The sequence below is a fragment of the Alkanindiges illinoisensis DSM 15370 genome (assembly GCF_000619845.1).
In the GTDB taxonomy this organism is placed as follows: Bacteria; Pseudomonadota; Gammaproteobacteria; order Pseudomonadales; family Moraxellaceae; genus Alkanindiges; species Alkanindiges illinoisensis.
Genome location: NZ_JHUX01000004.1, coordinates 368,813 through 395,323, shown reverse-complemented (window position 1 = coordinate 395,323; position 26,511 = coordinate 368,813). Strand labels below are relative to the sequence as shown.

The window sequence follows — 26,511 nt, the reverse complement described above, 5'->3', positions numbered from 1 at the left end:
GGCAGTGTGGTGAGGCCAGTCTGTTATTTCATAAACTTGAAAATTTATAAAAAATAGTTCTGTTTTTTAAGTTTAACCATGGCTTTTTTCTAAAATAACAGCTATATACGAGGGAAAATTTACAAAAGTATACAGGTTAGTACAACATGGTAACAATTAATGTTTTAAATCAAACAAATAGCTTGGGTGGATTAATAGAGAAAAAATCAGTTGTTAAGTCTGTTAATGATCAAAAAACTATTGTCAGTCTGGATCAATCTGCAAAAATACAACTAGGCATTAAGCCAGACCAGATTGCAAAAATTGAGCGAATAGGAAATAACGCTGTCATTACCCTTGAAAATGGTGAAGTGGTTACCCTTGAAAATTACTTTACCCTGACCGGTAGCCAGATTGTGCTGGAAGATGCGACGGGCAGCTGGCAAGTCAATATGACACCATCTGCTACAGGACAAATCACTGTTGATTATTTGCCCATTGATACCACAGTCATGCCGTTGGCCAGTGAAACAGGAAATCTAGGCTTATATGCTATTGGTGCTGTTGCATTCGGTGGCATTGTTGCTGCAGCCAGTCAGGGAGGTGGTGGTAGCGGTGGTAGCCAGGCACCACAAGATACGACTGCGCCTGACGCAGGCAATCTATCCTTTGTAAAATTACAGGATACGGGTGCATCCAATTCAGACCGTATTACCAGCGACCGCAGTTTTAACTTGCAACTGACAGGGCAGGAAACCGGTAGCAGTGTTGAATACCAGATGTCCATTGATGGCGGCAAAACCTGGACAGTCACCACAGCACAACAAAGTAATCTGGCAGATGGCAATTATCAGTTCCGGGTTAAAGTTACTGATACAGCAGGTAACAGCAGTTTTAGTGAAACCACAGCGCTGACGGTAGATACCACCTCACCTGCTGTTGGACAGTTAACCCTTAGCAGCTATCAGGATAGCGGTAGTGTTGTAACTGACCATATTGGTAATGATAAAAGCTTTGATTTGACACTTAAAGGTGCTGAAACAGGCAGCCAGATTGAGTATCAGGTTTCTACTGATGGTGGCAAAAGCTGGACAGCCACAACAGCCACCCAGTCTAACCTGACAGATGGCAGTTACCAGTTCCGGGCCAAGGTAACCGACACAGCTGGTAACAGCAGTTTTAGTGAAGTACAGGCTGTGACGGTAGATACGATTGCGCCTGTTGCAGGCAATCTGAGTATTACTGGTTTGGCTGATTCCGGTTCTTCTACAACTGATCATATTACGCAGGATGACAGTTTTAATTTGACGCTGGGCAATCCAGAAGCGGGCAGCAGCATTGGCTATGAAATATCTACTGATGGCGGCAAAACATGGACAGCCACCACTGCAGCGCAAAGTAATCTGGCCGAGGGCAGTTATCAGTTCCGTGCAGTGATTACTGACAGTGCCGGCAACAGCAGCATAAGTGCCGTGCAGGCCGTCACTATTGACAAGCAGATTGATATTACAAAAACCGTTATCAGCATTAATGCTATTACAGCAGACAACAGCATTGATTTACTGGAAGCAGAGAATACCCAGATTATTAGTGGCTCAGTGAGCGGCCTTGCGTCTGATATCACTCAATATAACCTGATGGTGGAAGTGGGTGGCAAAAGCTATGAGGCAAGCATTGATCCGGCTACAGGTCAGTGGTCAGTCGAAGTAGCAGGGAATGTGCTGTTTAGTGCCGATCAGATATCTGCACACCTGTCACTCAAAGATACAGCAGGTAATGTGGCTCAGGTGGACGTCGATAAAGCTTACAGCACAAATCCAGTTCCTGAAGCGCCTACAGAAATTCTGGCAACAGTTAGTGGCGTTGGTAGCCTGATTATTACAGGTACAGCATTTAAAGGCAGTACTATTACCATCAAGGACTCACAAGGTAACATCATTGCCAGTGGAACTACGGATGATAATGGCCAGTTTACGGTAAACGGAGAGCCAGGGTTGCTACAGGCTGGTAACAGTATTAGCGTCACCGCTACCGTGAATGGCCATGAGAGTAATTTATCGAATCCAGTTATTGTGAGTGAAGTGCCTTTTTTACAGGTAATGCACATTAGCGAAACTGGCTTGATTGAGGGTTTCACAACGTCGGGTAGTTTGATTAAGGTACTGGATGCACAAGGTCAGGTAATTGCCGAATATAAGGCCCCTGATAATTTCGATGGAGCGCTTTCCTCAGGCTCATTTGATTTTCACCTCTTTAGGTTTAGTCTGGATCAGCCGCTGCCAGAAGGTACGCCAGTCACCGTTATTGCCATTAAGGATGGTATTGAAAGCCGCCCTTATCCAATAACTGCTGACTACACTGCGCCTGAACCCGCCAGTGAATTGTTATTTGACCAGTATGGCACCACTTTAACTGGAATAGCTGAGGCAGGTAGTTACATACAGCTAAGCATTATTGGCACAGACGATGAACAATCAACATTTCTTGGTAGCGCACAGGTTGACGCTAATGGCAAGTTTAGTATCAGCTTGACACAACCACTACATGATGGTGAAAAAGTTCAGGTGATTGTGTATGACAAGAACCAGAATAAAAGTGGGGAAGCATTCATCAGCGCACCCGATTATGCACCAATCCCTAGTATCTATCGTATTACCAAGGATGGCCTAATTTCCGGCATGGCAGAACCTGACAGCATAGTTACCATTACAGATGCCAAAGGGAACGTGATTGCCACGGGAACAACGGATTCTGAGGGTTATTTTTTCATTCAATCCAGCCAGACCTTAAAAAATAACCAGGAAATACAGGTTTCAGCAGTAAACAGCAAGGGACAAACCAGTGAGCAGGGGCATATCAGCGTTGACTATACAGCGCCTGCACCTGCTACTGAGCTTACTTTTGATGAAAGTGGCTTAGCTATTACAGGCAAGGCCGAGCCGGGCAGTTATGCCAGTGTCATATTACCAGAAGGCTATAGAATCAACGCGCTGGTTTCCATAGATGGCAGCTTTAAAATCAATCTTTATAATCAGTTGCATAACGGTGAAACTGTTGAATTGATTATTACCGACTCCAATCAGAATAGCAGTGCACCCGTTAAAGTAACTGCGCCGGATTATGCCTTGCCGCCTCAGATTAATGCCAAGGTGGGCCTGGATAATGTTATTAACCTTTTGGTGGACAGCAATAATACTATCGTCGTCAGGGATGAAAAGGGGACTATTCTGCCATATCATCTGATTGATAGCGTATCGTATCCCTATAGTTCAATTCATGTTGATGCCGACCTAAAAGACGGTCAGCAACTTTATATTACTGCCATTAATCCCCATGGTCATGAAAGCAAGCCTACATCCGTCATGGTTGATCATATTGCTCCAGAGACTGCACAGCAGATCAGTATTGATGCCCAGGGCCATAGCGTTAGCGGAATCGCAGAAGCCAACAGCACCGTCAGTATCACTGATGTCAACAACCAGATAGTGGGTATAGGCCATAGTGATGATACTGGTCATTTTGTTGTCGAACTAAATGATTTTTTTGTCCGGGGCGAGCAACTTGCAGTAACGGTCAGTGATAATGCCGGTAATCAGAGCAAATCAGAGCCACTGGTGGCGCCAGTAGATAAAACGGCCCCTACTGCACCCACCGGACTGGTGATGAGTGAGAGTGGGCAGTATCTTACTGGCCATGCCGAGGCCAATAGCTACATTCTTGTTTTTAATATTAACGGTGAGCAGATTGGCTCCGGTTATAGCAACAGTAAGGGTGAGTTTTCAGCAGGGTTATATGATATTTATCTCAATGGCCAGCAGCTCACCATTACTGTCACTGACCAGGCTGGCAACCGTTCAAAACCAGCCAGCTTCACTGCACCGCTAGATAATACTGCACCTGAAGCAGCCACTGGTCTGAGCATCAGTGAGGATGGGCACTATCTGACCGGACAGGCTGAGAGCGGTTCGCGGATTCAGTTATATGATGCAAACCATAATCCGGTGGGAAGCAGCTATGTTGATAGTGACGGACACTTTAGTGCGTGGCTGTCGAAACCTTATTTAAACGGTGAAACTCTCACTGTTACTGTTATTGATCCAGCGGGTAATATCAGCGCCAGCACCGCCATTACTGCTCCACTGGATAACATTGCCCCGGATGCAGCAACACACCTCAAAATCCAGGCCAACGGTTTGGTATTAACCGGACAGGCAGAGGCCAATAGTAGTATTAAAGTATTTGATGAGAATGGAGAAGAAGTTCCTAGTTATTTCGATAAAGTTGAAGTAAACCCTGATGGTACGTTTAACTTTATGTTTCAGCAGACACATCTCAAGGGCCAGCAGCTTACAGTAGTGGTGATAGACGGTGCCGGAAATCAGAGTGTGGCTGCTCATATTAAAGCGCCACTGGATAACATCGCACCAGAAGTGGCAAAAAATCTGGTAATCAGTGCAGATGGACGCTACCTTGAAGGTAACAGCGAGGCATTTTCCACAATTAGCGTTTATGACAGCCAGGGTCATCAGGTTGGGGGTAGTTATACGCAGGAAAACGGCAAGTTTTCGATCTATTTATATAATGATGTTTATTTGAAAGGCCAGAGCCTGAGCGTCATTGTGACTGATGTGGCAGGCAACAAGAGTAAGACAGCGACGTTCACTGCACCGCTGGATACAACCGAGCCAGCCGCTGCAAGCCAGCTTAAAATTACAGAAGATGGCCAGTATCTAACCGGAAATGCCGAAGCCAACATGCATATTCAGGTCTATGACAGTAAAGGCCACTATATTGCTGAGACATCTGTAGATGCCAATGGTCATTTTTCAGCCTATCTGTATGACACTTATTTAAAAGGTGAGGTACTGACTGTAAAAGTCGCTGATTATGCTGGCAATCAAAGTAAAGGCAAAAAAGTAACCGCACCACTGGATAATATCGCACCCTCAGCTCCTATGGATCTGGTGATTGCAGAAGATGGTCAGCAGATGAGTGGTCATGCTGAAGCCAATAGCCGGATATCCGTTTATGATCAACAGGGTCAACTAATTAATAGCAGTGAGGCAGACAGTAGTGGAAACTTTGTCGTATATTTATATGATGATATTTATCTAAAAGGACAAAAATTAACCGTCATTGCCAATGATGCAGCAGGTAATCAAAGCGAGGCAGTCAAGTTTAGCGCTCCCGTGGATAGTATTGCTCCTGCCAGTCCTACCGAGTTGCTGATTAGCAATGATGGAAGGCAACTGACAGGGCATGGAGAAGCAGGAAGTATTATTCATGTCTATACCAAGGCGGGTGATCAGATTGGTGAGGCGGTAGTAGATAGCAGCGGTAACTTCTCTACTTATTTATACAATGATGTTTATCTGAAGGGTCAGCAGTTAACAGTTAAAGCTATAGATCGTGTTGGCAATCAGGGCGACAGCATTAGCCTGACTGCCCCACTAGATAGCACTGCCCCTAAATCTGCTACCAGCTTAAAATTCAGCCAGAATGGCCACAAACTAACGGGAATAGCCGAACCCGGCAGCAAAATCCAAGTATTGGATGCTGAGGGTGAGCCAGTTTATAGCTATCCTGAACAGGTGAATGCTGATGGCAGTTTTACCTTAATCTTTAGTGATTACTATTTAAATGGCCAGCAGTTTAAGGTTGTTGTAACAGATGCAGCCGGTAATCAGAGCAAAGCAGTTCATATTAAGGCACCTATAGACACCACGGCACCAGATGCTGCAAGCAAACTGGTTTTAATGGGCGAAAATTATTTGCAGGGCTATGCCGAAGAAAATACCACTATTGTTATCAAAGATAATGCTGGTCACATGCTGTATACCACTGAAACATCCAGTAGTGGTCATTTTGTGGCGGACTTTGGCTTAAACCTTTTCCATGGCGAAACGATAACTGTCACTGTGGTTGACCATGCCGGGAATGCCAGTGCGGCAGTAAATGTTATGGTGCCATCAAGTACAGTGTCACCCGCCACCAGCCTTGCCATTAATGAAGCCGGTAATCTCCTGACAGGTCATGCAACGCCAAATAGTTATATTTACGTCTATGACGAAGCGGGCAATTATATCGTCTATAACGCCCAGGTAGATTCCTCGGGTGATTTTTCTGTCGAGCTGGATAATTATTACATCAAGGGTGAAACATTTAAGGTTTATGTTTCTCAAGAGCCTTATGGAACCTTTAGTAATGCGGCAACGGTTACTGCCCCGAAAGATATTACTCCGCCAGCTGCCCCTGAAGGTATCACTGTTGACAGTTACAGTAGTTACATGACAGGCAAAGCAGAAGCTGACAGTAGAATCATCATCAAAGATAGTGATGGGTTTTCACTGGGTGAAATAACAACGAATCAAAGCGGTGAATTTAATGGCTATATCAATGGCTATTTGTTAAAAGGGCAACAGATTTTCATCACGGCGACTGATCGTGCAGGCAACCAGAGCCAGGCAGCTACTTATACTGTCGCTACTGATAAAAAAGCGCCTTCTGCAGCACAGCATCTTGATATTTCCAGTGATGGTCATGTTTTAAGTGGTACTGCCGCTGCCAACAGTTATATCGGTATTCATGACCAACAAGGTTTTGAAGTTGGGTGGGGCATGACAGATGCATCAGGGCATTTTACTATTGAACTCAACAATTATTATGTACAGGGTGAAAAACTACGGGTAGTGGTGCAGAAAAATGGTCATGACAGCACACCAGCAGCCATTATTGCGCCGATAGATACCACTCCACCGGATGCTGCGACCGGTGTCAAGGTTACCCAGGATGGTCTTTCTGTTACCGGTCATGCAGAAGCCAATGCATTGGTTACGGTGTTCAACAGTGATGGCTATGCAATTGCTACAGGGATGAGTAATGCGTCAGGCAAATTTATAGTCAATCTGAACGACTACTATTTAAAGGGCCAGATCTTGTCAGTTGTGGTTAAGGATTATGCAGATAATCAAAGCCCAGTAATCAATGTTACGGCTCCAGTTGACAATACACCACCCGCTGCGCCAGAGCCTATATCCTTTAATAGCCATTTAGACTACTTGTATGTTAATGCAGAGTCAGGAAGCCAAATTATTGTAAAAGACGACTCCGGTGATGAGCTATGGTTTTATTCAAGTTCGGAAGTTCGCCCTGGTGAATTCGAAATTTACTTTTATCAGCCACTTCAGGCAGAGAGTAAGGTCACTCTTATCACAGTAGACCATGCAGGAAACCAGAGTGCTCCGGTTGAGATAACAGTGGTTGCTGACATTACGCCGCCAGATGTGCCTGTAGACTTAAGTTTTAATACGGAATATACCATCCTTACAGGCCATGCCGAAGCGTATAGCCAGATTCAGCTATTTGATGAGAATGGGTTTGAAATCAACACCATGGATTATACCAAAGCGGATGGTTCATTCTCTATTGACTTTGCCCCTGACTGGTATAAGGGCCAGAGTATTACCGTCGTAGCTACCGACCGGGCAGGTAACAGCAGTCTATCAACCTCAATACTGGTGCCTTTTGATCCAGTACTGGTACCCACTGAACTAGCAATTGTTGATGATGGTATATCGCAAATCATAACTGGCTATGCAGAGGCCTATAGCAATATAGAAGTGCGTACTGCTGATAATATTTTAGTGGGAGATGGTTATACTGACAGCCAGGGTAGTTTTGCCATTTATTTATATAGTGATTATCTAAATGGTGTAGAGCTACAGGTAATTGTAAAGAATGATATAGGAAATAGTAGTTTGCCAGCTACCATTACCACACCGTTAGATAATATCGCCCCCGCAGCACCTTCTAGTTTAGTTATCATTAACGACGGTTGGTCGGATATCTTGTTGACAGGTCAGACAGATTCTCCGGGTTATATTGAAATCTATAACTCAGCCAATAATTTAATTGGTTCAGCAGATATTGGTACTGAAGGTAATTTTGAAATTTATATTCCAAATTATGCTTATACGGAAGGTGATATTTTAACGGTTAAGGCAATTGACCGGGCAGGTAATGTGAGCGATTCTAGTTCTATTACAGTGCCATTTAGTTACATATCACCTGCTCAGCCAAGTAATCTTATGATTAATGATGGCGGGGAAAATGAGTTGACACTACAGATAATATCGGGTCAAAGTGACCCCTATAATCTAATTGAAATCTACAGTCCAGATAGAACTGCTGTATATAGTAGCTATGCAGACGATCAGGGTAATTTTACAGTTGACCTGTACGGCGCCTATTATAAAGGGGAAGTCTTTACTGTTATCGCTACTGACAGCGACGGCCATGTCAGTTCGTCAGCCACTATTACTGCGCCATTTGATGTCAGTGCACCAAATGCTCCAACTGATTTGATACTTCAGGATTACTCTGTGCTTGTGGGCCGTGCCGAGTCAAATAGCTTTATTCAGGTATTTGATGAAGAAAATAATATAGTGGGCAATGGTTATACAGACCATGATGGAAATTTTGAGGTGGCATTACCGTACTATGATGATGCTGAAGACAAACTATTAACCATCACTGTAACTGATCGGGCAGGTAATAGCAGTGAAAGCAGTAACTTTGTGGTGCCAGCCTTAACAGATATGACCAACAAAGAAATAGAGGTTACCGAGTATTCCAGTGAGATCTATTCATTGCTACTTGGCGCTGAAACCAGTGACACAGCAGCCTTAAAAGCTGACTTCGCATCTAATCCGGAATCTGATCCTCAAGCGATTCATATTGATGAGCTGCTGACCAGTCAGGTTGATACTGCTCCTGAGGATATTTTTGCTGCTTTAGGCGACAGTGCTGTGCCAGACCAGCGTTTAAGCAGTAATGGCTCCTTACTGCATGCGCTCACCACTCCTGAACGTCCGGATGAGCTTTTTGCCCACCAGCCAGTCCTGTTTTAATGTTAACCTAAGCCAAAAGAGGAGCAATGTGCTCCTCTTTCTATTGGTAGTGGTTGCTTTATCATGCAGCAATTTTAAATAAAGCAGACTCAGCTTGAAGTTATTATAAAAAATGTGACCTGCTACAAAAAGTTGCTTTGCGCAGCCGTGCAACAACATGATAATGTCGCCCCTTGCAGGTCTTATTCTTTAAAAGTGTTGCGGTATGTCCCATATTTCTGTGCTATTACATGAAACGATTGATGCGTTACTGGCTGGACGCACAGAAGGAATCTACATTGATGCCACGTTTGGGCGTGGAGGTCATACGCAGGCTTTGTTAAACCGCTTAAGTGCCAATAGTCGGGTCATTGCATTTGATAAGGACCCGCAGGCACAGGCTGTGGGTGCCGAACTGATGCAGCAGGATGCGCGGTTAACCATGGTGCATGCCAGTTTTGCTGAATTGACGGAACAACTGGCACAGTTAGGAATGGGACTAGTGGATGGGGTCATGGCAGACCTTGGCGTGTCTTCACCGCAACTGGATCAGGCCGGGCGGGGCTTTAGCTTTATGCAGGATGGCCCACTGGACATGCGCATGGACAATAGCAAGGGGCTTACTGCCAGCCAGTGGCTACAGGATATTGAAGAAGAAGACCTGGCCAATGTATTATTTCAATATGGCGAAGAGCGCTATAGCCGCCGGATTGCCAGAGCCATTAAGCAGGCTGGCCTGATTGAAACCACAGGCCAACTGGCACAAATTGTCAAGGAAGCGCATCCCAAGTGGGAAAAACACAAGCATCCGGCCACGCGTAGTTTTCAGGCGATCCGGATTGCCATTAACCACGAGCTTGATGATTTAACAAACTTTTTACCACAGGCTGTACAGGCCTTAAAGCCACAGGGAAGACTGGCTGTGATAAGTTTTCATTCACTGGAAGACCGCTTGGTCAAGCAGTTTATCCAGCAGCAATCTACGTTGCCGGAACAGGGCTGGTTGTCGCAGCCAGAGCCGGATCCGCGGACCATCAAGAAAGTTGCCCGTATTGCCCCAAGCCCTGCAGAAGTAAGTGAAAATCCGCGTGCCCGCAGTGCATGGCTGCGTGTGGCTGAGCGTTTGGAGCATGCCTAATGGGTATTCGATCAGTCTTGCATTCACCATCATTAAAAACATGGTGTTTACCAATATTACTGGTACTACTGATTGTGGGTAGTGCCATCGCTGTGGTGCAACAGGTATTCATGTACCGGCAGGAATTCCGGGGCTTACAAGAGGTGCGTGAAACCCGCGAAGACCTGGATGTGGAGTGGGGCCGCCTGTTGATTGAACAGCAGACCTTTGGTGCGACGGCACAAATTGGTAGCCGTGCTGTCATGACCCTGCGCATGTATTCGCCCCCACCTACCCAAACCGTGGTTTTAACCACACCGACGTTGTAAGCGGGCTTATTGCATCAATGAAAAAAAATATTCTTGCGGGCGACCAGAAAAAACGAACCAAACAGCGCTCTGTAACTCAAAAGCCCAGCCTTGCCGTTGATTTGTGGCGCTTTAAAATCCTGTGGGGCTGTGTGGCGGCATTTTTTATGATCCTGATTGCCCGGGCCTTTTATGTGCAGGTACTGGATCACCAGTTTTTGCAGCAAAAAGCCGATGCCATGATTTTGCGTACCGATACGCTCAAGGCAACCCGTGGCGTGATTAGTGACCGTAATGGTGTCCCGCTGGCGATCAGTACCCCAATGGTTAACCTGTGGATGGACCCCAAGGAATACTTTGAGGCCATGGCAGAGCATCGGGAAATTGAACAAAAGCTAAAAGAAAATCCCACCAGTGCGCGGTTAAAACGTCAACTGGCCCGAACCAATTTTGACTTAAATGCACTGGCTGATGCCATTGGTGAAGACCGGGAAAAGCTGATCAAGCTGGTTAGTGACAAAAAAACGTCGCGCTACATTATTTTAAAGCGCCAGTTACCGCCGCCAACGGCCAAGGTTATCTTAAGCCGCAAGTTCCAGTCGGTTTATCCAGAAAATGACTTTAAGCGCTATTATCCGCAAGCGCAGCCCAATGCCCAGATTATTGGACTAACCAACCGTAATGGCCGCGGGGTTGAAGGTCTGGAAATGGCCTGGAACAAGCTGCTCACTGGTGAAGATGGCAAAATGCGGGTCATGCGTGACCGCCGCGGTAACCGGATCAAGGATGTTGAGCTGATCAAGCCGGAAACACCGGGTCAGAACATGACCTTAAGTATTGATTCCCGCTTGCAGTATATTTTGTATAGAGAGTTAACCGCGGCTGGGATTGCGCAAAATGCACGTTCTGCCACAGCGGTGGCAGTGGATGTTAAAACCGGTGAGATTCTGGCCATGACCAGCTGGCCATCGTTTAACCCGAATGATCCCAATGGCCTGACCAACAAGGATGCGATGCGTAACCGTGCGGCCATTGATATGTTTGAGCCGGGTTCTACCATGAAGCCAATTTCCATGATGGCTGCACTGGAAAGCGGCAAGTGGCAGGTCAACAACACGGTGAACACCAATCCCGGCAGTATGATGATTGGCAACCACCGCATTAGTGATACTCACAATTATGGCGTGCTGGACATGCGCGGCATTATTGTTAAGTCATCCAACGTGGGGATTGCAAAAGTTGCCTTGTCGCTGCCTTATAGCACCATGCCGACTTTCTTTAAGCGGCTGGGTTATGGCCAGCGAACTGCCGTACATTTTCCGGGTGAAGCTGCCGGCTTGATTCTGCCATCCAAACTGTGGAATGTGTCTGAAGTGGCCACCATGTCCTATGGTTACAGCTTGAATGCTACCGCCTTGCAGGTTGCCCATGCGTATGCCACGCTGGCCAATAATGGGGTTGCTCACCCATTAACCTTGAAAAAACTGGATAAGGTTCCTGCGGGTGAACAACTCATTGACCCCAAAATCACGCAGGAAGTGCTGAGCATGATGGAAGGCGTGATTCAGCCGGGCGGAACAGCTACCCGTGCTGCCATTCCCGGTTATCGCGTGGCAGGGAAAACCGGGACAGCACGTAAACTGGTGAATGGCCGTTATTCCACCACAGAGTACCGTGCCCTGTTTGCAGGTATTGCACCAGTCAGTAATCCACGCATTGCCATGGTGGTGGTGGTCGAAAACCCGGTGACCAAATATGGTGGACTGGCCGCTGCCCCGGTATTTAGTAAGGTCATGCAGGAAACCTTGCGCTTACTGAATGTGCCGCTAGACAGGGCACTCGATCTGCCAAAGTTAAGCCCGGCAGATTGAGGTGAGCCATGTTAGAACCTAATTCACCTGTTGCATCTTCACCCTGTTCACTGGGGCAGCTTTGGCCTGAGTATGCTAATGATCACTGGCCAACGCAGCCAATAAATAACATGGTTCTAGATAGCCGTAGCGTTAAAAAAGGCGATGTGTTTTTTGCCCTGCAAGGCACCGCACAGGCTGCGCGTATGGCTGAGTTTATTCAGTCAGCGCTGGCGCAAGGGGCGGTGGCCGTATTCAGTGAAGTGGCAATTACTCGGTTTGAAGAGCCGTATGCCCGCCATTTTGAAAGCCAGCCAGTATTTTTTATTGAAGATTTACGCCAGTGGATTGGCGTGCTAGCCCAGCGCTGGCTACAACATCAGCACGCAATAGCGTTGCCGCGGATAGCAGCAGTTACCGGCACCAATGGCAAAACCACCGTAACCCGTCTGCTGGCCGAGCTGTTATATCAGGCAGGTTTTAAAAGCAGCGTCATGGGCACCACAGGCAATGGCATTTTGCCGCAAATAGAGCCATCTACGCATACCACAGTGGATGCTATACACCTGCAACAGCAATTACATCAGTTTGGCCAGCAGGGCGCGCAGTATGCCTGCCTTGAGGCCAGTTCGCATGGACTGGATCAGGGACGGCTGGCCGGTACGCCAATTGAAGTGGCCATTTTTACCAATTTAACCCGCGATCATCTGGATTATCATGGCACGCTGCAACACTATGCTGCAGCCAAAGCCAAACTGTTTGCCTTTCCCTCATTAAAATACATTGTTTTAAATGCGGATGATGCAGCATCGGCCATTATGCAGGATGCAGCTGTGCAAGCCGGGCATGGGACTGCTCAGGAAGCAGGGCAGAGATCAGGACAGCGCGCAGTGATCTGGACTTGCTCGCTCAAAGATTCCACGGCTGATTTTTATGTTCGGCAGGTTCAGTATTCACTGTCCGGTGCCACATTAGCTTTAAGCACGCCGCACGGCGAGTGCACCTTGCATAGCCCGCTACTGGGCCATTTTAATGTGGCCAATTTACTGGCGGCGGTGGCTGGTGCAATGGCATTTGGCCTGAGCCTTGCACAAATTCAGCAGTTTGTGCCATTGCTACAAGGTGCGCCGGGCCGGATGCAGGTAGTTCAGGATCAGCAGCGGCTGTTTGTGGTGGATTATGCCCATACTCCTGATGCCCTCACGCAGGTGTTGGCCAGCTTAAAGCATCATGTCACGAATGAAGGCCAGCTATGGGCAATCTTTGGCTGTGGTGGCGACCGAGACCGGGGCAAGCGTCCGTTAATGACCCAGGCCGCACTGGCGCTTGCAGATCAGGTGCTGTTAACGGCAGATAACCCGCGTAGCGAGGCAGTGGAACAGATTCTGGATGACATGCTGGCTGGTATTGACGAGCAACAGCGCGGTAATTTACAGGTTGAAGCAGACCGTCGCCTTGCCATCCGTTTGGCGGTTGCTCAGGCTAAACCGCAGGATATTGTAGTGATTGCGGGTAAAGGCCATGAAAATTATCAGGAAATTGACGGCGTGCGCCACTGGTTTGATGACGTGGTGGAGTTAAGGGCAGCATTGGGTTTAGAAGGCACTCCGTCAACCGGCTATCCGGCATAGCCGGTGTTCTTAAGTATATTGGTGTTTTTAGGCATATTAAGGCATATCGAGTAAATCATGGGTCAGTCTGATTCTCTTCCAACATCTTCGGCTGTTACTGCGCCGTGGAGCAGTGAGCAATTACAGCAAGCCACGCAAGGCCAGTGGCATAACCTGCATGCAGAAGCGCCATCGTCATTTAACCGGATTGTGACTGACAACCGCCGGGTGCAGTCCAATGAGGTGTTTCTGGCACTGGTGGGTGAGCGCTTTGATGGCCATAATTTTGCAGCTGATGCTGTTGCGAATGGCGCCAGTGCAGTGATTGTTTCTCGTGTGATTGAACAGCTGGCGGTGCCCCAACTGGTCGTGCCGGATACGCGCTTGGCATTGGGGCATCTGGGGAGTTATCGCCGCCAGCAACAACCGGATTTAACCGTGCTGGCACTGACTGGCAGTAGCGGTAAAACCACAGTGAAGGAAATGCTGGGTAGTATTTTGCGCTTGAGTGCGCCCACACTGGTAACCCGTGGCAATTTAAACAATGACCTTGGCGTGCCCATGATGTTGCTGGAGTTGCTACCGGAGCATCGCTATGCTGTGATGGAGCTTGGGGCCAACCATGTGGGCGAAATTGACTACACCTCAAATCTGGTGCAGCCACAGGTTGCTGGTGTGCTAAACATTGGCACGGCGCACATGGGGGAATTCGGCGGACGTTTGGGTATTGCAAATGCCAAGTCGGAAATTTTTAACCATTTAAAAGCCAATGATACCCATCAGGCGATTGCCATTGTGCCTGCACATGGGGATTTTAGCGATGTAGTTCAGCAGGCAGCAGCTAGTCACCAGACCATTTCATTTGGTACAGGCGGCAATGTTTTTGCTGAACACATTGAATTGCAGACCACCAGCAGTCAATTTGAGCTGGTGACACCGCAAGGCCGGATTGGCATTTTATTGCCGTTTGCTGGCCAGCATAATATTGAAAATGCACTGGCAGCAGCCAGCTTTGCACTGGCGATTAATGTTCCTTTGCAACAAATTGCGCAAGGTCTGGAATCAGCCGTTGGCGCACAGGGTCGCCTGACTTTTAAGAAGTATGGCAATTGGCTGATTATTGATGACACCTATAATGCCAATCCACATTCCATGCGTGCTGCAGCGCAGGTTCTGGCAGCGCAGGCAGGCCGCAAAATACTGGTGCTGGGCGACATTGGCGAACTGGGTGATGCCGCCCGTGAAGAGCATTATTCATTGGGGCAGGATCTGGCAGAACTGGAGCTGGATGCGGTATTTGCGGTGGGTGAATTTGCAGCACAGACCATTGATGGGTTGCAGTCACAAAACCAACAGATGCAGGCACAGGCATTTACTGAAAAACCTGAGTTACTTCTACATTTGCGTCAATTTTTGGCACAGGCTGAAACGTCTAATGCCAGCTTATTATTTAAGGGTTCACGCTATACCAGAATGGAAAGCTTGATCGCTGATTTGATTGATGGCCTGCCTGCTGGCGCAATTGCTGGCTAAACTGCCAATTTAGGGGAGAACGCGTAATGCTGTTATGGCTATCTGAACTACTGGCTACACATTTTAGCTGGTTTCAGGTTTTTCGATATTTAACCCTGCGTGCCTTGTTAAGCGTACTGACCTCAATGGGCATTGGCCTGCTGGTTGGGCCTTATATGATCCGCAGGTTACGCGCGCTTAAATATGGTCAGGCAGTCAGTAGCTTTGCCCCGGAAAACCATGCGGTTAAAATGGGCACGCCAACCATGGGCGGCATCCTGATATTGATCAGTATTGGCATTAGTACACTGCTCTGGGCAGACTTGCGTAATCCTTATGTGTGGATTGTGCTGGGTGTAATGGTGGTGTTCGGTGCCGTTGGCTGGGCAGATGACTGGATCAAGATTCGCTATAAGGATAACAAGGGCTTGCCAGCGCGCAAGAAATTTTTCTGGACGTCGATTGCATCACTGGGAGCCGGTATTGCGCTGTATGTGATTGCCGCACAGCAAACCAATCCTGTGCATAGCGCAGGCATGCTGGATTTGCTGATTCCATTTTTCAAAAACCTGAGCCTGCCATTTTCAGTGATTCCGTATGGCTTGGCCTTTATTGTGTTCACCTATCTGGTGATTAATGGCGCCAGTAATGCCGTCAACCTGACCGACGGGTTGGATGGTCTGGCCATTATGCCAGTGGTGATGGTGGCTGCTGCCTTGGGCGTATTTGCATACCTGTCCGGCGATGTGCGCTTTGCCGATTACCTGCATATTCCCTATGTGGTCTATGCCAGTGAGCTGGTAGTGATTTGCAGTGCAATGGTAGGCGCTGGGCTGGCGTTCCTGTGGTTTAATGCGCATCCTGCCCAAATCTTTATGGGTGATGTGGGCGCACTGGCCTTAGGTGCCATGCTGGGTACGCTGGCTGTGATGGTGCGGCAGGAAATTGTATTTGCCATCATGGGCGGTGTATTTGTGATGGAGGCCGTGTCGGTATTCCTGCAAATTGGTTCATTGCGCATGCGTCAGAAGCGGGTATTTTTAATGGCACCACTGCATCATCATTATGAAAAGCAGGGCTGGAAAGAAACCCAGGTGGTGATTCGCTTCTGGATCATTACCATTATTCTGGTGGTCATTGGCCTGATGACCCTGAAATTGCGATAACTTGTTCACTAAAAAATAAATAGAAGCTGGCTGGTCCAGCTTTTTTTATGCTTGTTGCTTGCAGTTATCATTTGGCTGTCACAAATACTGCCTAAAATTTTTAACGGGTTAAATCGTTGAATCATGCGGAGTGTGTACAGTGACATTGCCTCAGTATTACCGTACGCCTAAGGGAAATCAGGCACTTGAAAACCGTTCGGTCAAACTAACTTCGCGCCAGCGCGCCTTGCTGCTGATGATTGAAAATGGCAATGCCAGTCACTTAAGCCAGCAGCAGTTGCGGCAACTGGCCACCACGGATAATCTAGCTGTGCTACTGGAACACCAGCTGATTGCTGCGCCAGAAACCAGTAAGTTTCCAGAAACGAGCACGCCGCTAGAAACCATTGCACAGGCCATACCGACTACATTTCATTCAGAAATTCAGCCTGTTGCGCCAACTCATTTTGAGGCTGGCGCTCCACAGCACCAGCAGGTCGTCACTGAAAATCAGGTGGCCCAGCCAGCCAGCGCTATAGCATTGCAAACCCATCAGGCGCTTGCCGCACCTGAACCAATGCCGGATTTAATCCCAAGTCTTGCCGGACAGGATATTGTCATTTCTACCGACCTGCATTCAGCTGCCATGCTGCAAAGTACGCCGGTATATTTAAGTTTTGATGACGTCAAGCAACTGATGATGAATAGCCTGCGCGAATACTGTGGTTTGCTGGCCAGCGCACTCATCAAGGATATTCAGCATGCCAGCAGCATTACCAAGCTACGTATGTGTCAGATGCGCTGGGTGACGACCCTCACTGAAACCCGTGCACCATCGGCACAAATTAAACGATGGATAGAGCAAATCAACGATAGTCTAAACCATGTTGGTGAAAGCCCAGCCAGTTCCCCTGAAGCATTGACCTTATAAATAGCAGGACAAAGCAGTAACAGGCCACTTAAAACTGGAAAGTATTTTTAACGTGGTCCTTAAAAAATAATCATTAAAAAACTACGGCTAAGGAATCAGGCAAAAATAGCAGGGTAAAATTACTTCATGCTTAAAAACCCCTTACAATAGCGCTGCTTTTAAACAGGATAGCGCCATGAGCATTATTTGTCCTTTGTGTCACACCGCGTTGCTGCAGGAAAAAACACGCTGGGTTTGCAGTAATCAGCATAGTTTTGACGTGGCAAGGCAGGGCTATGTCAACTTATTGCCTGTCCAGCATAAAAACAGTAAAAGTCCGGGTGATACCGTCGAGGCCGTACAGGCACGCCGTGAATTTTTGCAGGCAGGTTATTATCAGCCGCTTAAAGATCAGCTAATGAACTGGCTGGCTGAACTACAGGCGCAGTCCGTGCTGGACATTGGCTGCGGTGAAGGGTTTTATACCAGTGGCATGCCCGCAGTCGCCGGACAAATCATTGGCGTGGATATTGCCAAAACTGCCATACAAATTGCGGCCAAGCGCTACCCGGATATTAGCTGGCTGATTGCCAGTGCGGCCAAGTTGCCAATTGCCAGCCAGTCAATCGATGTCATCACCAGTTTTTTTAGCCCGTTGCCCCGGGATGAAATGGCGCGTGTTGTTAAGCCACAAGGTTATTTGCTGGTGGCAACCCCGGCAGCAGGCCATTTACATGAAATGCGCGCTGCCCTGTTTGAGCAGGTTAATCCGCATCAGCCGGAAAAATTTATCGAAACGCTGGCACCAGATTTTTGCTTAATCCGGCAGCATGTCTTAACGTATGAGATACTACTCGAACAGACGGCGCTACGGCATCTGATTGCTATGACACCTTATGCCTGGAAAGCCAAAGCGGAAAAACGACAGCAATTGGAGCAGGCGGATTTACTAAAAACCAGCGCCAGTTTTCAGGTTTATTTATTTCAAAAACAGGCTTAAACCATTTCGCCTTGATTACAAGTAACCGGTCACAGGTAATCAGGGCGAAATGATGGATAATAATTGCGCAACAGTTAAATCGCTGTGTCCTTTAAGTTTCGCCCTAGAAAATTTCTGAAGGGGCAACGGGACGTGCTGGCGGCTTACTGGCTGGTGCTGCAGGGGTAGTATTGGCAGGGTTGCCAGCAGTACTGCTACTATTATTGTTGGCATTGCCATTATTGCCGGCAGATGGTGTTGCAAGTGCAGTAGTGGGAACTGAAGGCGAGCCTGGCAGGTTTAGGTCATCGTCATCAATACCCATATCCGGCAAGTCTGCAAAATCATCAACCACAGTGACCTGCAATGGTTTGGGTTTATATAGCGGGGTTGCTACTGGGGGAACGCGGCGCTGTTTGCGCTGTTCATCATTGGCAACCGGATCAAGCATGGGATCATCGGCATTACGATCCAGTGTAACCCATTTGCTGGGCGTATCCTTAAGCGCATCGCCCATAAACTTGATCCAGATTGGCAGCGCAGCAACGCCACCATATTCACGCCGTCCCAGTGTTTTTGGATTATCAAAACCCACCCATGAAATGGTTACCAGATTGCCATTAAAGCCAGCAAACCAGGCGTCTTTGGCGTCATTGGTGGTTCCGGTTTTACCGCCCAGATCATTACGGCCCAGCTTTAATGCCGCACGGCCTGTGCCATGTACAATCACGTCCTGCAAAATATTGGCCATATCAAATGCTGAACTGGATTTAATAATCCGGGTGGCCTGACGATAGGTCGTATTGTTATTGGCAGACGCCGTTACAGCCTGTGCTGGATTATTGGAACTCGCATTCTGGTTTTCAGTGGCAGGCGTTGCTGATTCAGCAGTTGATGCCACTGTTTTCTCAATGGGCTGCCCCTGCTTGTTGCTTAACTCAACTACTTCGCCATTGTCATTAGCTGGCGTAGGGGTTGCGTTGGCCTGTTCAGGATTGCTCATGCAACTGGCGCAAGCATACAGTGGATTGGCTTCAAACAAGACCTTATTATCTGGATCAACCACTTTTTCAATGACATACGGCTGAATACGGAAACCGCCATTGGCAAATGTGGCATAGCCAGTCGCCATTTGGATGGGTAAAACCTGCGGTGTCCCTAATGCAATAGTAAGGTTACGGGGAATTTTGTCTTCCACCAGACCAAAGTGAACCAGAAAATTACGTGCCCGATCTAGCCCAACCGATTGCAGCAAACGGACTGACACCAGATTACGTGACAGGTACAAGGCGCGGCGCAAGGTAATGCTGCCCAGATAACGGCCATCCGAATTTTTAGGTTGCCATTTTCCGACTCTTAGCGGGCTATCGCTAACCATGCTATAGGGTGTCATGCCACGTTCCAGTGCCAGGGTATAAATAAATGGCTTGATGGTTGAGCCGGGTTGGCGCCAGCCCTGTACAGCACGGTTAAACTTGCTTTGCGCAAAGTCATAACCGCCAACTACGGCTTCTACTGCACCATTATTCGGGTTTAACGCAATCAGTTGACCCTGAACTGCTGGAATCTGGGTGAGCACCCAGTTGGTTTTCTTGTCATCGGTTGGGCGCAGGCGAACAATATCATTTAGCTTAACCACCTGACTGGCATTGGCCGGAGTCCCTCCAACACGATCAGCACTATAATAACGTCGTGCCCAAACCATGCCATCCCAGCCTACGGTTGTGGTTTTACCATTGGCAAATATAGCTTCAAAGCTGCGGGAGTTGACCTTGGTGACCTTGGCAGGCCAGGTATTGGCATACGGTACAAATTGTTTTAAGGGTTTGTCATTGGCCTCTGCACCGCGCCAGCCATGCCGACGGTCATAGGCTTCCAGCCCTTCGCGTACTGCAGTTTCTGCCATGCTTTGACGTTTGCTATCAACAGTGGTGTAAACCTTATAACCGGAATTCATGACCTGCTCGCCAAAGCGTTTGACCATTTCAGCCCGGATCAGTTCAGCCAGATAAGGATGTCTGGTTTGAACCCGGTATTCCCGCATATTTAGCCGGATGGGTTCTTCTATAGCATTTTGATAGGTTTGCTGATTAATTGAACCCAACTGTAGCATACGTGCCAAAATCCAGTTACGGCGTTCCAGTGCACGTTCCGGATTCACCACCGGGTTGTAGCGGGAAGGCGCTTTGGGCAAACCTGCAATCATGGCCATTTCGGCCACTGTCAGGTCTTTTAAATCCTTGTTGTAATAAATACGTGCAGCAGCAGCAATGCCATAGGCATTTTTACCCAGGAAAATCTTGTTGACATACAGGGTTAAAATTTCTTCTTTAGTCAGGCTTTGCTCAATCTTGCGCGCCAGAAAAATCTCGGTCAGCTTGCGGCGCAGCGTACGTTCCGGCGTTAAATAATAATTTTTGGCGACCTGCATGGTAATGGTAGAACCACCGGTTTGCGCGCCACCACTCACAGATTCACTGACGGCACGTCCAAGCCCTTTAAAACTCACGCCATTATGTTCAAAAAAAGACGAATCTTCTGCAGCCAGAAACGCTTGTACCAGTTTTGGCGGAATCTGATTGTATTCCACAGGCATGGACAGCTTTTCGCCAAATTCGGCAATGAGTTCGTTGTCCTTGGTATAAACCTGCAATGGCTTTTCCAGAGCTGCTTCCTTTAACAGGTGCATATCTGGCAAGCTGGGGTAAATATACAAATACATGCCATAAAAGCCCATTGGAATTGCCATAACCATCACAATTGCGAATAAAAAAAATGGATAGATACGGCCCGAACACGATAGCTTTTTCATAACAAGTGCGTTTTAATACCTGCAGGGATCGGAATTGACGCAGTATAGCGCCAGAAACTTAGGATTGTTAGTTTTACTATATTTATTATAGTGAGCTATTCGCACTATGTATTGGCGTAGCTTGTGTTATATTCCGGATGTTTAGAACAATAACAGGGAACTTACGGTGCTTTCCTTTCAGCGTAAACAAAATAAAAGTCTTGTCGGGGTTGATATCAGTTCCACTTCGGTCAAGTTACTTGAATTGGACATCAGAGATGGACGGTACTGGGTAGAAAGCTATGGAATTCTGCCATTACCTTCTCATGCAGTTGTTGAAAAAAACATTGCCGATCCTGAAAGTGTTGGTGAAACCATTGAGCGTCTGCTTAATCTGACCAATCCCAAAAGCAATGGCGCAGCAGCGGCAGTCGCTTCCTCAGCAGTGATTACCAAAATCATTGAAATGGATGCTGACATGACCGACGACGAACGCGAAGTGCAGATTCGTCTGGATGCTGAACAATACATTCCATATCCGCTGGATGAAGTCAGCCTTGATTTTGAGGTTGTTGATATTTCACCAACTAATCCCAGCCGTGTCAGTGTACTTTTAGTTGCGTCGCGTACAGAAAATGTAGATATGCGCAGTGAAGCATTAGAACTGGCCGGTCTGGTGCCCCGCGTCATTGATGTCGAATCCTATGCCATTGAACGTGCTTTTTCCCTGATTATTGATACGCTACCGGGTACTCCGGATATTGTTGCGATTTTTGATATTGGTCATACCATGACGACCTTAAGCGTGCTTAAGGATGAAAAGATTATTTATAGCCGTGAACAGCTATTTGGCGGCAAGCAACTGACTGAAGACATTCAGCGCCGCTATGGTCTGTCTTTTGATGAAGCCGGACGTGCCAAAAAAGAAGGCAACCTGCCGGATGACTATGAGCCGGAAGTCCTGATTCCTTATATGGATGCTATTGTGCAGCAGGCTGCGCGCTCATTGCAGTTCTTTTATTCATCAACGCAATATAATGATGTTGACCATATCCTGCTCGCTGGTGGTAATGCCAATATTCCAGGCCTTGCCCGGTTATTACAGGAAAAACTGGGACATCGGGTTACTATTGCCAACCCATTTTTACAAATGGGTTTTGCCTCGCAGATTGATGCGAACCAGATTGAAAATGATGCGCCATCATTGCTGATTGCCTGCGGTTTGGCTTTACGGAGTTTTGATTAATGGCAAAAATAAACCTACTGCCATGGCGCGAAGCGCTCCGTGAGCAGCGAAAAAAAGAATTTATTAGTATATCAATTGGGATGTTTTTACTGGGTCTTGTGCTCTCAGCACTGGCCTGGGCTTTTGTCAATCAGCGCTTAAACGATCAGCAACAGGCCAATCAGCTGGTGCAAACGGCCAATAGCGAACTGGATGTACGCTTAAAAGCACTGGATGGCTTGCAAGCCCACCGTGATGAAATTATTGAGCGCATGAAGCTGATTCAGGATTTGCAGGGCAAGCGTCCGGTGGTGGTGCGCCTATTTGATGAAATGGCTCGTTTAACGCCAGACCAGATGTTTATTACCCGGTTTGAGCGTAAAGATGACAAATTTATTATTACCGGCCGTGCAGAAAGTCCAAATACCGTATCCGAATTTTTGCGTAATCTGGAGAACTCTCCCTGGTTTAGAAATGCTTTCATGAACTCCTATACTGCCAAAGCCACGGATAACCAGCCCAAGCCATCGGGGACTGTATTGCCGCGACCAGAAGATAGTTTTGGCGAGTTTCTGGTTACTGTAGATATTAGTGATGAAGCGGCTACCATGGATGCTAGTACTGATGCCAGCATATCGGCACCTGCCAGTACTCCGGCACCAGCACCAACAACAGGGGGTCAACAGTAATGGACGATTTTGACGACTCTACACTCGAAAAAGACGAATTATTGGCACCAAAGAAAAAGCCGTTTAACTTTCAGGAGTTTATCAACAGCTTTAACTCTCTTGATCCCCAAAATATGGGGAGCTGGCCCACTTCGGTTAAAATTACAATTTATATTTTTGTATTATTAGTGACGCTTGCACTGGCTTATTTTGTGCTGATTCGTCCATTGTTAAACGATATTGATAATGCCAGGGCACAAGAAGAAAGCCTGTTGAATGAATATCGTGAGAAAGATTCCAAGCTAAGAAATTTGCAATTATATCAAAAGCAAATTGAAGATATGGAGCGCACCTTTGGTGAATTGCTACAGCAGCTACCCAAGGAAACGGAAATTCCAGGTCTGGTTGAGGACATCAACTTTACCGGGGTCAGCAGTGGTCTACGCTTTAACAATATTAGCGTACAGCCTGAGGTAAAACAGGAGTTCTTTATTGAACTGCCAATTTCGATTGTGGCGCAAGGTGACTATCATGCGTTTGGTTCATTTGTAAGTGGCTTGGCAGCATTGCCACGTATTGTCACCCTACATGACTTTGTGATTGAAACCTTGCCGGAATCCGAAACCAAAAGTGAAGTTCCTGTGCTGAAAATGACGGTACAGGCAAAAACTTATCGTTATAATGATCAGCCCGCTGAAGATTCATCAACACCAGCACCAGCAGCAGGAGCACCAAAATAATGAAGCTCAAGCTCCTTACAATTACAATACTTGGGACTGTCCTGTTAACAGGCTGTAGCTCACGGCTTGATGTGGTTAACGAACAGATGCAGCAAATCCGTAGTCAGCCACCACAACCTGTACCCCCTGCACCGGTATTTCTGCCTGTGCCTTCTTTTGCTTATTCTGCCCAGCAGTTAAGAAGTCCATTTATGCCGCCCAGTCTGGCCATGGAACTTAGAGTAGCAGCGGGCCGGCAAATCATGCCTGATCTTTCGCGTCCGCCGCAGTACCTTGAGCAGTTTCCGATTGAAGCTTTGGTAATGAAAGGCACCTTAAGACGCTCAAATGGATCACTGTATGGCTTGATCCAGGCACCGGAAGGCGGTGTGGTCAGGGTAGAAAAAGGTAATTACCTGGGCAAAAACTATGGTCGTATTGTTGATATTTCACCAAGCCAGATTTCTGTCATTGAAATTGTACCTAATGGTCGTGATGGTTTTGTTGAGCGTCCACGTAATCTCGTCATGATCGATGTTGGCGCATAAGGAATTTGAGGAAATAAAAATGAGGAACCCAATTAATCAGTTTGGTATGGGGGCAACACCCGCAATGACTTCTTTTATGCGTCAACTTACACTTGCAAGTGCCTGTGCATTGGCAGTTCAGGCAGCAATGGCCGCTCAGGTCAGCCTAAATCAGGTCATTCCACTGGCATTGCCCAATAATGAAACGGAGTTGCGTCTGGTATTCAGCAGTACGCCACCTGATCCGCAAGCCTATCAAATTGAACAGCCCACCCGTTTGGTGCTGGATTTTCCAGAAACGATCAGTGCATTACCAAGTAACCGGATTAGTGTTGCTAGCAAGAATGCCCAGGATGTCAGTGTAGTCACCAATCAGGAGCGTACCCGCCTGGTGGTTAATCTTACCGAGGCAGGCAATTATAGTACCCGGGTTGAAGGAAATACCCTGATTTTAAAAATTAGTCGAGCAGCGGGTGCAGCTACAACTTCCACCATGACCCCTGTTGTTCCTGCTACCATCAATACCAGCATAGCACCAGTTTCTGCTGATATTCGTAATATTGATTTCCAGCGTGGCGCTTCAGGTGATGGATTAATCACTGTTGATTTATTGAATTCTTCTTTGCCGGTTGATGTGCAGCAGCAAGGCAGCCGTATTATCGTGCGCTTCGTCGGTGCAAAAATTCCTTCACAATTACGCCGTCGTCTGGATGTGAATGACTTTGCCACACCAGTATCAACCATTGATGCCTATAATGAAGGCAGTAATGGCATGATGGTGATTCAACCGCAAGGTGAATATGAGTACATGGCTTATCAGACTGACAATAAGCTTACCATTAGCGTTAAGCCTGCTGTAAAACCTGAGGTAACCACAAAAGCCCGTGCTGAAGAAATTTATACAGGCCAGAAACTTTCTCTGAATTTTCAGGACATTGATGTACGTTCAGTACTTCAGTTGATTGCTGATTTTACTAATCTGAATCTGGTGGCCAGTGATAGCGTTAATGGCCGTATTACAATTCGTTTGCAGAATGTACCCTGGGATCAGGCGCTCGATATTATCTTAAAGACCAAAGGTCTTGATAAGCGTCGCACCGGCAACGTAATCATGGTAGCACCAGCCATTGAAATTACTGCGCGCGAAAAACTGGAGGCACAGGCAATCCAGCAGGTAGAGCAACTAGCCCCGTTACAAACCGAATATATCCAAATTAGCTATGCAAAAGCAGCAGACATTCAAACCCTGATTACTTCAGGCCGTAATAATGGGGCTTCTGGTTCAACAGGTAGCAATTCAAGCAACAACGGCATTGATAGTAACGTCGGTAGTTTATTATCAACACGTGGAACAATTTCAATTGATCCACGGACCAACACCTTAATTATTCAGGATACTGCAGCAAAAATTGATGAAATACGAGCCATGATCAATCGTCTAGATGTACCAGTTAAACAAGTAATGATTGAAGCGCGGATTGTAAGAGCTACTAATAATTTTAGTAAGGAAATGGGTGTGAAGTGGGGTGTGCTTTCTCAGGGGATTACCAATAATAACAATCTACTAGTTGGCGGCTCAGAAACAACATTGTGGAACCTGCGCGAGCCAGAACTGGATGATGAGTTGGGAGGATATACTTATGAGATTGACCGACCAGATAACCTTAATGTTGACTTAGGTGTAACTTCAGCAGGTGCTAGCCGGATTGCTTTTGGCTTGATTAGCCTATCTGATGTAATGCTGGATCTTGAGTTGTCAGCTTTACAGTCTGAAGGTAAGGGTGAAGTGATTTCAACGCCGAAAGTACTTACAGGGGATAAGCAAAAGGCCCGGGTTGCTTCAGGTACTCAAATTCCTTATCAGGCTGCTACTTCAAGCGGTGCAACCTCAGTACAGTTTATTAATGCTGAATTAAGCCTGGAAGTAACACCCAATATTACGCCAGATGGTAAAATTGGAATGGAGTTATTTATCAATAGTGATACGCCAGGTACAGTGCTCTCTACAGGTCAGCGCCAGATTGATACCAACCGGGTAGCAACCAACGTACTGGTAAATGATGGGGAAACTGTTGTGCTTGGGGGCATCTTTATTAATGAAACTGGTAATACCGTAACTAAAGTTCCATTTTTAGGGGATATCCCTTACGTAGGTAATCTGTTTAGAAAAAATCTTAATCTTGATAATAAGCAGGAGTTACTCATTTTTGTAACCCCACGCCTTGTGTCTGATACAACCACTCGTACGCCAAAATAAGGTGTGCTGCTAGAAAGGACAGTTTT

Annotated in this window: 15 protein-coding genes; 14 read left to right on the top strand and 1 reads right to left on the bottom strand. The window is 47.0% G+C overall.

The window, feature by feature from the left end; genetic code table 11:
* Positions 1-146: 146 nt before the first annotated feature.
* The 9 genes from Q337_RS0110670 to Q337_RS0110625 all read left to right on the top strand — a co-directional run bounded on the left by Q337_RS0110670 (position 147) and on the right by Q337_RS0110625 (position 18,319).
* Entirely contained in the window at positions 147-8,888 is an 8,742-nt protein-coding gene (locus Q337_RS0110670) for an Ig-like domain repeat protein (RefSeq protein WP_026471584.1), read from the top strand.
* A gap of 205 nt (positions 8,889-9,093) precedes the next feature.
* On the top strand, positions 9,094-10,005 hold the full coding sequence (gene rsmH / locus Q337_RS0110665; protein WP_026471583.1) for a 16S rRNA (cytosine(1402)-N(4))-methyltransferase RsmH: 912 nt from the start codon (positions 9,094-9,096) through the stop codon (positions 10,003-10,005).
* Complete coding sequence (locus tag Q337_RS0110660) at positions 10,005-10,313, top strand: cell division protein FtsL (protein WP_026471582.1); 309 nt, start codon at positions 10,005-10,007, stop codon at positions 10,311-10,313. The genes rsmH and Q337_RS0110660 overlap by 1 nt, the downstream gene beginning before the upstream one ends.
* A gap of 17 nt (positions 10,314-10,330) precedes the next feature.
* Positions 10,331-12,163 (top strand): peptidoglycan D,D-transpeptidase FtsI family protein, encoded by a 1,833-nt coding sequence (locus tag Q337_RS0110655; protein WP_034279908.1) that lies wholly within the window; start codon positions 10,331-10,333, stop codon positions 12,161-12,163.
* Positions 12,164-12,171: 8 nt separating this feature from the next.
* Complete coding sequence (locus Q337_RS0110650) at positions 12,172-13,773, top strand: UDP-N-acetylmuramoyl-L-alanyl-D-glutamate--2,6-diaminopimelate ligase (protein WP_051526794.1); 1,602 nt, start codon at positions 12,172-12,174, stop codon at positions 13,771-13,773.
* 57 nt (positions 13,774-13,830) lie between these two features.
* A complete protein-coding gene (locus tag Q337_RS0110645) occupies positions 13,831-15,285 on the top strand; it encodes a UDP-N-acetylmuramoyl-tripeptide--D-alanyl-D-alanine ligase (RefSeq protein ID WP_034279905.1) in 1,455 nt (484 codons plus the stop codon).
* A 26-nt stretch (positions 15,286-15,311) separates the two neighbouring features.
* Complete coding sequence (mraY, locus tag Q337_RS0110640) at positions 15,312-16,430, top strand: phospho-N-acetylmuramoyl-pentapeptide-transferase (protein WP_026471578.1); 1,119 nt, start codon at positions 15,312-15,314, stop codon at positions 16,428-16,430.
* Between the two features lie 139 nt (positions 16,431-16,569).
* Positions 16,570-17,340: a hypothetical protein gene (locus Q337_RS0110630; RefSeq protein WP_026471577.1), complete on the top strand. Its 771-nt coding sequence runs from the start codon at positions 16,570-16,572 to the stop codon at positions 17,338-17,340.
* Positions 17,341-17,515: 175 nt separating this feature from the next.
* A complete protein-coding gene (locus Q337_RS0110625; protein WP_026471576.1) occupies positions 17,516-18,319 on the top strand; it encodes a putative RNA methyltransferase in 804 nt (267 codons plus the stop codon).
* 103 nt (positions 18,320-18,422) lie between these two features.
* On the opposite strand, the gene Q337_RS17480 is transcribed toward Q337_RS0110625, so the two are convergent.
* Entirely contained in the window at positions 18,423-21,110 is a 2,688-nt protein-coding gene (locus tag Q337_RS17480) for a penicillin-binding protein 1A (protein WP_084494795.1), read from the bottom strand.
* A 166-nt stretch (positions 21,111-21,276) separates the two neighbouring features.
* Between Q337_RS17480 and Q337_RS0110615 the strand changes: the two genes are divergently transcribed.
* From Q337_RS0110615 to pilQ, 5 genes are read left to right on the top strand one after another with little or no spacing between them, the layout of a single operon-like run.
* A complete protein-coding gene (locus tag Q337_RS0110615; RefSeq protein WP_026471575.1) occupies positions 21,277-22,335 on the top strand; it encodes a pilus assembly protein PilM in 1,059 nt (352 codons plus the stop codon).
* Positions 22,335-23,003 carry a PilN domain-containing protein gene (locus Q337_RS0110610; RefSeq protein ID WP_026471574.1) on the top strand — a complete coding sequence of 223 codons (669 nt, stop codon included), beginning with the start codon at positions 22,335-22,337 and terminating at the stop codon, positions 23,001-23,003. Before Q337_RS0110615 ends, Q337_RS0110610 begins: the two co-directional genes overlap by 1 nt.
* A complete protein-coding gene (locus tag Q337_RS0110605; protein WP_026471573.1) occupies positions 23,003-23,722 on the top strand; it encodes a type IV pilus inner membrane component PilO in 720 nt (239 codons plus the stop codon). Before Q337_RS0110610 ends, Q337_RS0110605 begins: the two co-directional genes overlap by 1 nt.
* Complete coding sequence (locus Q337_RS0110600; RefSeq protein ID WP_026471572.1) at positions 23,722-24,249, top strand: pilus assembly protein PilP; 528 nt, start codon at positions 23,722-23,724, stop codon at positions 24,247-24,249. Before Q337_RS0110605 ends, Q337_RS0110600 begins: the two co-directional genes overlap by 1 nt.
* 19 nt (positions 24,250-24,268) lie before the next feature.
* Positions 24,269-26,485 carry a type IV pilus secretin PilQ gene (gene pilQ, locus Q337_RS0110595; protein WP_026471571.1) on the top strand — a complete coding sequence of 739 codons (2,217 nt, stop codon included), beginning with the start codon at positions 24,269-24,271 and terminating at the stop codon, positions 26,483-26,485.
* Positions 26,486-26,511: the final 26 nt, after the last annotated feature.

Bases quoted from the DNA above. Each gene is read 5' to 3' on its own strand.
- Q337_RS0110600 (WP_026471572.1), top strand. From the start codon at position 23,722: ATGAAGCTCAAGCTCCTTACAATTACAATACTTGGGACTGTCCTGTTA.
- Q337_RS0110645 (WP_034279905.1), top strand. From the start codon at position 13,831: ATGGGTCAGTCTGATTCTCTTCCAACATCTTCGGCTGTTACTGCGCCG.
- Q337_RS0110670 (WP_026471584.1), top strand. From the start codon at position 147: ATGGTAACAATTAATGTTTTAAATCAAACAAATAGCTTGGGTGGATTA.
- Q337_RS0110610 (WP_026471574.1), top strand. From the start codon at position 22,335: ATGGCAAAAATAAACCTACTGCCATGGCGCGAAGCGCTCCGTGAGCAG.
- Q337_RS17480 (WP_084494795.1), bottom strand. From the start codon at position 21,110: ATGAAAAAGCTATCGTGTTCGGGCCGTATCTATCCATTTTTTTTATTC.
- Q337_RS0110655 (WP_034279908.1), top strand. From the start codon at position 10,331: ATGAAAAAAAATATTCTTGCGGGCGACCAGAAAAAACGAACCAAACAG.
- Q337_RS0110605 (WP_026471573.1), top strand. From the start codon at position 23,003: ATGGACGATTTTGACGACTCTACACTCGAAAAAGACGAATTATTGGCA.
- Q337_RS0110650 (WP_051526794.1), top strand. From the start codon at position 12,172: ATGTTAGAACCTAATTCACCTGTTGCATCTTCACCCTGTTCACTGGGG.
- Q337_RS0110660 (WP_026471582.1), top strand. From the start codon at position 10,005: ATGGGTATTCGATCAGTCTTGCATTCACCATCATTAAAAACATGGTGT.
- Q337_RS0110625 (WP_026471576.1), top strand. From the start codon at position 17,516: ATGAGCATTATTTGTCCTTTGTGTCACACCGCGTTGCTGCAGGAAAAA.
- rsmH (WP_026471583.1), top strand. From the start codon at position 9,094: ATGTCCCATATTTCTGTGCTATTACATGAAACGATTGATGCGTTACTG.
- mraY (WP_026471578.1), top strand. From the start codon at position 15,312: ATGCTGTTATGGCTATCTGAACTACTGGCTACACATTTTAGCTGGTTT.
- pilQ (WP_026471571.1), top strand. From the start codon at position 24,269: ATGAGGAACCCAATTAATCAGTTTGGTATGGGGGCAACACCCGCAATG.